At 42.8% G+C, this 7257-nt stretch carries 4 protein-coding genes and 1 pseudogene; 1 reads left to right on the forward strand and 4 read right to left on the reverse strand.

The features are described 5' to 3' along the window. Nucleotides 1–1334: MobF family relaxase (gene mobF, locus AB4589_RS19350; protein ID WP_372101534.1), on the reverse strand; the 1334-nt coding region annotated here is incomplete at its 3' end. A gap of 72 nt (nt 1335–1406) precedes the next feature. Continuing rightward, entirely contained in the window at nt 1407–2930 is a 1524-nt protein-coding gene (locus AB4589_RS19355; RefSeq protein ID WP_102533714.1) for a hypothetical protein, read from the reverse strand. Between the two features lie 405 nt (nt 2931–3335). On the opposite strand from AB4589_RS19355, the pseudogene tnpA reads away from it, so the two are divergent. Beyond that, nucleotides 3336–3538: pseudogene (gene tnpA, locus AB4589_RS19360) on the forward strand (IS200/IS605 family transposase); the annotation flags it as partial. A gap of 139 nt (nt 3539–3677) precedes the next feature. On the opposite strand, the gene AB4589_RS19365 reads toward tnpA, so the two are convergent. Together AB4589_RS19365 and AB4589_RS19370 are read right to left on the reverse strand one after the other, a co-directional pair. Further along, complete coding sequence (locus AB4589_RS19365) at nt 3678–5936, reverse strand: endo-beta-N-acetylglucosaminidase (protein WP_102533715.1); 2259 nt, start codon at nt 5934–5936, stop codon at nt 3678–3680. A gap of 189 nt (nt 5937–6125) precedes the next feature. Continuing rightward, the coding region (locus tag AB4589_RS19370; RefSeq protein WP_372101535.1) for a type IV secretion system DNA-binding domain-containing protein at nt 6126–7257 on the reverse strand (1132 nt) is incomplete at its 5' end.

Consider the following 7257-nt stretch of genomic DNA (forward strand, 5'->3'; position numbering starts at 1 on the left):
CGCTGCTGGTTTTCAGAGATAGCGAGCTTGTTGAGCGTGCTGGATTCAACGTGGGTGCGCATGTGATGCGCACGACCTTGGGTGCTGTCGATAAGCGCTTGTTCGTTATCAATTAAGCCTTTGGTGGTGTATTGCCCTTTGTGACTGAGTCCTATCAAGTCGCCCTGCTTAATCATTTCATCCGCGACTTTTTTGATATCAAGGGCGTTGAGTTGCACGCCGCCTTTGGTGAACTCTGAGGCGGTGAGTTCAATGATTTTTTCAAGGTGTAACGCGGTGCTGTATTGCCCTAGATGGTCAATGGCTCTGCTGATGGCGGCTTTGGTTTCACCAAGTGGTGGGGTGTTTTGCGCTTCTTTTACTTGTTGCGCCATGGTGACAAGCTCTGCGGGTTCATACCCTTGCTCTTTTACGGTGCTTTGCCACTGTTTGTTGAGGTTGTCGTTACTCTGGTGGGTTTTGCTTTTACGAGTGTCGAGGGTCGCGACATCTCGCGCGGCGCGAGAGTCAAAGCCTAAATCGAGTGTGCGTTGATCAATTTGCTGTTTGCGAGTGGACGATGCATCAAGAATAGGCTGAGGGACACCGCTGATTTCGAACTGACCGTTGCCGACGCCTCGCGTGGAATAACCGAGGGTTTCTGCCTCCTTAGCTAATTGGCTCTGGTACAAGATACCGTAGTATTTTTGGAAGTTGTAGATGCGCTCGCCTGTGCCGTTAATGACGCCCCCTTTTTGTTTTAAGCTGGTTGATAAAGCGCGTAAATCCCCTTCTTGGTCTCGAGTCATGTTAGCTGCGAGAGCGTGCGAGTGCACTTGCATGTCGTTTTCACGGCTGGTCTTGTGGCGCACGACCGCAAATATCATCGAATCCGTATTTTCGTATTCTTGAACGCCTTTCTTATGAGTGACTTTGACTTGTGCAACGTCTTTTTCAAGCTCTGTTAAGGCGAACTTCACTGCGTTGTTATGCGCTTCTATTAGGCGGGTGTCCCCGCCAATAAGCGCGAGAACACTGATGGATTTAGGCGCAGAAAACGTCAGGTCGAAGCCTGATTTGTGTTTCCCCCTTTTCCCTTTAATAGTTTCATCACCAAGACTGCCTGAGAGGACCGATTCTAAGGTGGCTTGCTCTACGGGTTTGCCAGCCAGTCCCGCTTCGATGGCCAGCTTGCCATGCCAGAAGGTGTTTTCTTCTTGGTCTTTTTCCTTGAGGTAATAGTTATCGCCCGCGTTTTTTTCTAAAGAGACGTCAGGTAGGTCTTTGGGGGTTTCTTCGCTTAGGTAGTACTTTGCAGCGCCAGAAGCGGATTTAAGAGGGCTGATAGAAAGCATGACGGTGTTCCCTTGTGTAATGCCAATCACCAATGATGGCGATGAATTGAGTGGTGGGTGCTGTTACTGCGGTTACAAAATGATCCCAACACAAGCAAATGAATTGCTAGCGGTTAACGTTCTTTCTTCGTGAATGGTGACGCCATTTTCATCAATGTGAATGGACGTAATGCCCGCTTTAAATCGGTCTAACGCTATTATTTCTTCCTTGGTTAAATGCTTGCCATGAGTCAGGCATTCTAGACGGTTAAAGCTATATTCATCGGCGGCCATTGCTGGTTTCGAAGAATCAGAATGCTTCATGCACTCATTGCCATACAGCCAATCTTGAGCACACTCTATATTTGGCTCTAACTGGTAAGTCATATGATGGGTGACGCTTGAAAAAGAATGGGACCGGCTTGTCCATTTGTAGCTCACTTGAAAGCAATCAACCTCATCGGGAATGACGGCATACCAACCTCGACTTTTGGGGGAGGTATCTAAATAAACAGACACGTAGCGTTTGTTTGGCCAAAAGCGCTTTGTTTTTGGATTGCCGTTTGGTTTAGCCCAGTCGGGTCCTATAAATTCAAAATGAATGTCTGTTACCTTGTTGCTGGTAAGCTCAGGTGTCAGAAATATTCTGGGCGTAAATTGCAGGTATCGTTCTTTGGGATACAGAGGTAAGTTGATGTTGAGTTGGTGTTTAAGAGCGGAGCGGATCTCAGAGTGCGCTTGAGTGTAGCATTCTGACCATTCAAGATTTTTTGCCGCCTCAATGGGGGACATTCCACGTGAATATAAATAGATATAGGGTGTCCAATCTATTTTGATGTATCGGTATGGGATTTTTTTGATATGAGCTACAAACGCCTTAAACCATCCTTTCCATTCAGAGTCATATTCGTTGGTCATTTTTCCATTTAAATAATTGAAACCTTTTTGTGTAAAAGATACGCATGTTTGCGTGTCGTTGAATTCTAGATACCCCTCTGAAACCAGTTGTCCTAAGATGTCCCTTACTAACATGCCAGAGCGCGGGTAAACATCTAATGAGCGCTTTTTTACTTGTGGCTTACTCAAGTTAATTCGCTTTTCTTTCACGTGCTCTAAATAGTGATTATTTATAGGGGCCACTTGGTGATTTTTGGTGGTAGGCCAGAGCCAATCTAAAAGGTCGGAAGCATAAACAGTATTGGGACCTAGTTCTAATGTATAGGACGTCGGGGCTTTGGGTAAGGGTGGAAGATCACCTTCCTTGCCGTTCATGGCGTTTCGCTCTTCGGGAGTTAAGTTCCTTAGAATGACACAGGCAAATCCTTCAATGTTGTCGATGTGCTCTCCTAGACTTACCCTCACGCTCTGAATAAAAGGGATAATGGACACTTGGTTAAATACAATGTTATGGGCTGAGACGTGGTGCGTTACTGTCTGCGCTTTTAAGTCGTCCCAGTCGCTATAACCTATCGCTTGAGCACAAATCGATAACCATGTGTTTTTTTTAATTGGGCTGTTTGAAATAATTTCAGCATCGGTAAGTTGATTGAGAATAGTGTGTAATTGTTTTTTTAATATCGGTAAATGGTCAGAATTCAAGATGGTCTTACTTGACATGGTAATTCCTTGATAAATGAACGTAAAAAAGCCTTGCAATGGCAAGGCTTGGGACGGGGGTTGAGTGATTAATCGTGATGATAAGGCTCTAGGGTGTAACCTCTATGTTGCGTAAGCTGGATTAGTGAGTACAAGGGGTCACCAGTCGTTGCCGTCGAGCATATCGAGAACAAAGAGTGATTCGGGTTGTTTTTCAGGGGACATATCATGGTGGGTGTTTTAGTTTTTTAATCGCGCACTGTGTTGACGTTTGTGTCGGAATCTTGGTTTCATTGGTGCTCTCCATTGAGGGAAACAACGTGAGGCAAGAGTGGGTGAGGCTCTCCAAGTAGTACTAGCGTTGGAAATTTAAGTTATTAAAATGCAGTGTTTTTGATCGTTCCATTCTGCAAATTTTCCCTATTAGTCTTGTTATCATATCCGCCAAAGTTGTCAATTAGCGTGATGGTGAATAACCTCAAATCCATATCATCAAGAATGCTTAGATTGCAGGATACCCACCTAACAAGGCAAAGCAAAAGCGCTGCTTATGGTCGCGATATTACTTTGCTTGTACAGCAGGAGGGGCAACAATAGAAACTCTTAAAGCATATGTAGAAAGCCAATAACACCTAACACCAGATTAAGCCGCTATCGCGACTGACGCCTTATATCCCCGCCCGATCGAGCGAGGATATAAGGCGAAATTGCTAACCTTATTGGGATCCCTTAAATTTCAATTTAAAGTCCTTCTTGACCCTAAAAAAATTATTCACGAATACGTATAGATAAGGTTCTGTTATCATCATAATCAGATGATAAACCAAGAGAATCATTGCTCCTATAACCAGTACATTCCAAATTTTGTTGATTATCGGTAAGGCAATAAGAAAACTCATAGCCGGGTAGGAGCAGCTTTATTGAAGAGATCCCTCCCCTAAAAATATCAGGGAAGTTCTCATTCGTCCCTGTCAGCAAAGGATATTGAGGTCCATGTAACTGAAGGTCCATGTAAGCGAGGCCTATAACATTATTCAAATCACGCTTTTCAATAACAAAAGAGCGATAAGAGTCATTTCTTAAATCACCAAAATAATTACTATCAGCATAGTAGATATCACATGTGCCCCCTAGGTTAGATTGAAGGCAAGCTTTCACTTGATATTGTTTATCGTGCAACCTAAGAGAAGAACTAGTAATACCTACATCCCCTAGCTCTGAAGCATTGTAAACATGGTTAAGCTGGAGCATTTCAAACAATGGAGGCTGTTGGTCTCGATGAGCAAAGAGTGTCGCTAAAGTTAATTGCGGTTGGTCAATTATCTTAACCCCACGTGTGACGTCATTGTCAGAGGCAGCTACGAGTTTTACCGTACCAGTATAGGGAAATTGACAACTGTCTTCCGTCCTTGTATTACAAAGGAGTACTTTTTTCCCTGGAGGCACAACCAAAGATGAAATTGATCGATAGAATGCCCTGTCGTAAATGTCAGTTGTATCGTAGAATGCGTTAGTTCGATCAAGAGTCAACTTTTGGCCTTGAAAGTACTGATCAGTATAGAAAACAACATTTTCTGGGTATAGTTCAAGCGGACCAACCTCAAGATGGACAATAGAATCGTTCATTTCTTCGCCCACAAAATCAAGATCCAGCCCCCATACAGTCAAACAATTTGAATAATCAGTACTTTTACATAAGCGAACGTAACTTTTTGGCCCTACCTTAATCGACGAAATCTCTCCTATAGCATTTATCTCTTCAGCAGAAGACCTTCCGTAATTAAGATGGGTCAAGGATCCTTGAAAATTAATATCCTGATAGGCAAGAACAGGAAAACGTTCTAGCTGGGCATCTGTACTCCGCTTCTTAGTATATTGAGAAACACCATTCCAATTATACTCCTCTGATTCTTTACGCTCATCGTTACCCAACATTCCTTCCCAATATTGCTTGGCGACTTGTTCCGCATTGTTTCGGGCACCTACTTCTATAGTATACTTAGTTGTCTGATCTAACTGCCCCCAATAAGAAGCATTGGGAAACATAAGATATTGCTTATTTGAATTGAACTTAGCAGGATTTCTGATCTCGTTTAAAGCTTCTGCACCATATTCACTAATGAGATAATAATCGACTTCATTACTATGAGGAGATGCTTTCATTCTTGGTTCTATAAAGCCATTTGGAGTAATATCGGCGTCTGATATCCAACCACTATAGCCCTCTGAACCAATATATTTTATAAATTCTATATTTTTTTCTTGTTGTAATGTAGTAATCCTACTGTCACTTAGCGCTGAATCAATTTGATTAATACAGGTTTCTCGCTGTTGCTCCCCAGAAAAACTTTCAACATTTAAAAACCATCCTTCAAAATTCAGTCCGTCAGCCAATTCAATGAGCTTTGTCATCAAACTGACTGTCCCTAAATCTCGACAATCTTGAAAATTTCCTCCATGGGAGAGACTAGGCAAAAAGACGCTGCCATAAATCTTGACTCCTTTCACATGAGCTTCTTCAATCCATTGAGGGTCAGGGGCTAAAATTGTGCCTTCTTGAGAGCTTCCTCCCCAAAAGACCATTCCTTCAAGATAATCCCAATAATCAAATCGAACACGGTCAGGGCTAGTGATAGCGTCAGGAATTCTTTCTAATGTAGCCCTAGGACGGACTAGGGCGGTATAACGATGATTTAGCTTGTTTAAGGCAGTATCTGGATCTAGACGATCTTCTATTCTAGCCCAATGATAAACCCAAGGTTGAATAACCCCATCAACGAGAATACCAGTCTGTCTTTCTTTCGTATTTTTACTCAAGTAATCTTCATCACTCAAGATGTCATTTACAGTTAGATCCTTCAAGGAAGGAACTGACGAGGTTGCATTATTTGGCTTATTGATAAACCAAGTGTAGGTTTTTTTCCCTTGGGCATAGGTTTGTGAACTAAAAATTAACCCTCCGATAAAAAAGATGAAAACACTCTTTATCCAAGTTCCCCATTGACGTCGTTCTCTTTGCTTTTCCATATAAAGACCTCTCTATAATTTACCCTGTACTCTGACTGAGGTTAGATTTAAGGTGGTTTATGATTTATAGAAAATATAATTACCCCTATTTAGACTCCTTAAAAATAATCTTATATATTAAATTATTCATTATTTATATAAATTGCTCTTCTATCATCTCATGGTAATATTTAGCTATTTTCCCTTTCATCATTCAGATATATCGTCCATCCCGATATCTTGAGATATCGCCGACTCTTCGAGATCTTGTTGAGCGCGCTTTTGATAGTGACCGTCTGATTTGAGATTTTCTGCATCATCATTGACAAGATTTTTGACTGTTTTGCTTTGCGTGGCTTCTTTGATTTGGGCTGTCTCGAGCTTCATCTCTTCTGCAGTGTCAAATTGCTCTGATTGGCGGGTTGAGAGAGCATTACGCTCTTCTTCACTAAGGAAAAGCCCTGGAGCAACACACTCACAGTAAACGGCTTCTTGGTATGCTTTAATCATCGCTGGAGATAGGGTGTGTTCACGTTTGATAAAGGCTGGTGTCACATCTCGCATCTTATCAAAGTGCAACTCTAATTGAGTGATAAAGCTGCTTCCTGGTACGCGAAGGTAACATTGTAAATCATCCATGGCTTGGATTTCACTGCTAGAGACAACAGGGCGGGTGACGGTTTGGTGACCAATCGATACCCCATCACGCAACGCATTTGCACCGTAAGAAATGTTCTCTCTTGAGACGTCCACCTCTTGCTCACCCAAATCTTTGGATGAGATTTGCGCCATCTGCGCTGATGGGGCGCGAAAGTAAAAGCGAGAGTTGAGTAAATCAAAAATAACGTCCGCGGTATTTTTTCCGTAGGTTTTCACGAGCTGCGCATAAGACTGGAGACCAATCACATAACAGCCCCCAAACTTACGCACTTCTGAAATGATGTTATCCAGCTCAGGCAGTTTATGCAGACTAGGCATCTCATCCATAATCACCCAGATACGGCGGTCTTCATCGGCTTTGAGTCCCAAAATAGCGTTAGAGGCAATGGCAAGCCAAGTTGAAATTAAAGGACGCAGTGAAGCGTGTTGCTGCGCGTTACTCGATAAGAACAAAAAGCCTTTTTGTTTATCATCTTGTACCCAATCGGTGATGGAAAACGGTTTGCGTTTGGGCTCTCCTTTCGCGTCTTTATCATCCAAGCCATCTAAAAAGCGTAGGCTCTTAATGTAGGTGGCGAGCACCGACTTAATGGAGATGGCCGTCTTTTTGATGTCTTTAGAGACCAGGGAAGCAGACTCTGTGCCTTGCAGGAAATTACCCAGGGTTTCAAGTTCAGACGTG

It is taken from the genome of Vibrio sp. 10N.222.49.A3 (genome assembly GCF_041475145.1).
GTDB classification, from domain to species: domain Bacteria; phylum Pseudomonadota; class Gammaproteobacteria; order Enterobacterales; family Vibrionaceae; genus Vibrio; species Vibrio tasmaniensis_A.